Raw genomic sequence first — 2,322 nt, 5'->3', positions numbered from 1 at the left:
CTTCTTGGCACACTGCATCTTGCAACTAATTTTCTGCTCTGACCACTGACCTCTATCCTAGATCCTCGCGCGTGTGCGCGACCGCGGAGGATACGCGCGTTTTAGAGAACACTCTTCCCTTTACATTTTCTTTCGAAGAAATCGATAGAACCCTTCAATATCGTCTTTTTGAACAATATGGAGGTAAGATGGCCGGAAGGCATCCAGCGAAGAGTAGCATCTGGAAGCATTTCGGCGAGTTCTCTCGTAGAAGGTCTAGGAATGAAAATATCGAAAAGAGCTCCAGTTAAGAGAGTGGGACACCTGACAAACTTTGCGTAAGTCAGGGGGTCGTATTCGAAGCACGAGATCGGAGCACTCCCGATTTCGATTTCAGGCTTCTGTAGTGAGTTCAAGAACTCTCTGTAATCTACTTCGTGCAATTTACGGCATTTCTCTCTATTACAGGATCCGTCTTCTTCGTACTTGACCCTCATTACTCCGGTCACAAAGCTTTTCCAGGTAATGTGATAGAAATTGCCTCCGGTGACAACAAGCGACAATCCACTTATGGAAGGTTCTAACGCTGCGGTAATGACCGCGATAAAACCCCCGAAGCTGTAGCCCATGAGGAAGTAGGGTGGGGGGCACTCCCACTTGAGGTAGTTTAAAGTAGTCAAACCATCCACAACGGCGTTTTCAAACCTTTCTCTTAGAACATCCGTCCTGGGATCCAGAAACAACTCCCCCGATTTGTGGCCGGCGGGGGTTCTTTCAAAATGAAAGGGAAGTATCATCATGGCACCGGAGTAACCGTGTTTCGCGAGGTTCTCCGGGAACCACCTGAGATAATCTAGATTCTTCTCTCCCCTTCCATGAAAAAACAGCACCGTCCCTTTTCTGCCCCCTTCGTAAAGGTACAGAGGGATGCTGCCATTCTCCGGATATTCGCCTGGATAATTCGACTTGAGGAAGATCTTAGAACCTTTGCTTGTTTCCAATCTCTCGATAATCTCTGGGTGATCGGAATAACGCTTTGCGAAAATCTCCTTTTCCATTTACATCTACCTCTATAAAAGTATATAATAATTCGATAAGCTAACCTGTACCTTCTGGGAGGAACGGATGAATACTTTAGCGGTCGCAATTGCAATCGTCGTTTTGATTGTATCTCTAAAACTCTTTAAGGACATCTCTTTGTCACTCCTCTTTTCAGTGATATCTTTGGGTATTGTTCTTCTCATTCCACCTGCAGACTATTTCAACGCTTTTGCCAAAGAGGTGAGCGACTGGGAATTCTGGAAGGTAATCATCACTGTTTTCTCCATATACTTGATGGGTGAAACGATGGACAAGAGCGGCAATTCTTCAAGATTTGTAAGAGCCGTTGAAAGTCTTTTCCCCGAGCCAAGAGTCTCGATTGCGTTGATGCCTGCGATAATCGGACTCCTTCCGATGCCTGGCGGGGCAATGTTCTCCGCGCCCATGGTTAAAGATCTAGCAAAATCCGACCCCACTATTTCAAATGAAGACGGCCTTGTCTTCAACTACTGGTTCAGGCACGCAATGGAGTTCTTCTGGCCTCTGTACCCTGCTCTGGTTATTGCATCTGGCATATCCAGGATTAGACTCAATACGCTTGTCCTTTGGCTAATGCCCATAGGGGTTGTCGCTTTGGTTACCGGATATTTACTGATGATTCGAAAGCCGATCAAGATCAGATACAGTCGCTCGGCGTTAAAAGAGCTTTTGATTAGCGCCTGGCCGATAATCGCAGTAATCATACTGGTGATACTTAATCAGCCGGGCTGGCTGTCCGTCCTCGGGACATCGCTAGTCTATTTGCTTCTCAATAAGAACAAGAAAAAGGTGCTATTAGCGGCTCTCAAATACAAGACGTTTATCTTGCTTTTAACTGTCTTCTTTTACAAAGACCTTGTTGAAATCGCAGAAGTTCCGCAATCTATGGGCAGCGAGCTTATCGCCTGGTCGATACCGCCCCTGACTCTGGTAATTCTTCTTCCGTTCCTAATGGGATTCATGACGGGGGTAACTCAGGCCGGGGTAGGTCTCAGTCTTCCGTTAATTCTCAGTATGGGTAACGGTTATGGTACACTTGCTACAACGATTCTCGCTTACACGTTCGCAGTTGTTGGGGTTCTGGTTTCGCCGGTCCACCTCTGTCTCGTTTTGACGAGCGAATACTTTAAAGTCGAGTATCCGAGAATCATAAAGAGGATATCGGTGGTCACTTTGCTCTCGGTTGCGGCCGGCATTGTCGTCTTTGTGCTACTTAAGTCAACTTGAATTAACACAACTGAAGACCCAAAAGGCTATACTGTT

The 2,322-nt window shown here is 46.4% G+C and carries 2 protein-coding genes; one reads left to right on the top strand and one right to left on the bottom strand.

What is annotated here, in order from left to right; genetic code table 11:
* Positions 1-101 precede the first annotated feature (101 nt).
* Entirely contained in the window at positions 102-1,037 is a 936-nt protein-coding gene (locus BG32_RS09830; RefSeq protein ID WP_006489459.1) for a S9 family peptidase, read from the bottom strand.
* A 67-nt stretch (positions 1,038-1,104) separates the two neighbouring features.
* Here BG32_RS09830 and BG32_RS09825 point away from each other — a divergent pair, with 67 nt between their 5' ends.
* Positions 1,105-2,286 carry a DUF401 family protein gene (locus tag BG32_RS09825; RefSeq protein ID WP_014731890.1) on the top strand — a complete coding sequence of 394 codons (1,182 nt, stop codon included), beginning with the start codon at positions 1,105-1,107 and terminating at the stop codon, positions 2,284-2,286.
* Positions 2,287-2,322 lie beyond the last annotated feature (36 nt).

It is taken from the genome of Mesotoga sp. HF07.pep.5.2.highcov (genome assembly GCF_003666285.1).
Classification (GTDB): Bacteria; Thermotogota; Thermotogae; order Petrotogales; family Kosmotogaceae; genus Mesotoga; species Mesotoga prima.
This window is presented reverse-complemented; position numbering and strand designations above follow the sequence as displayed.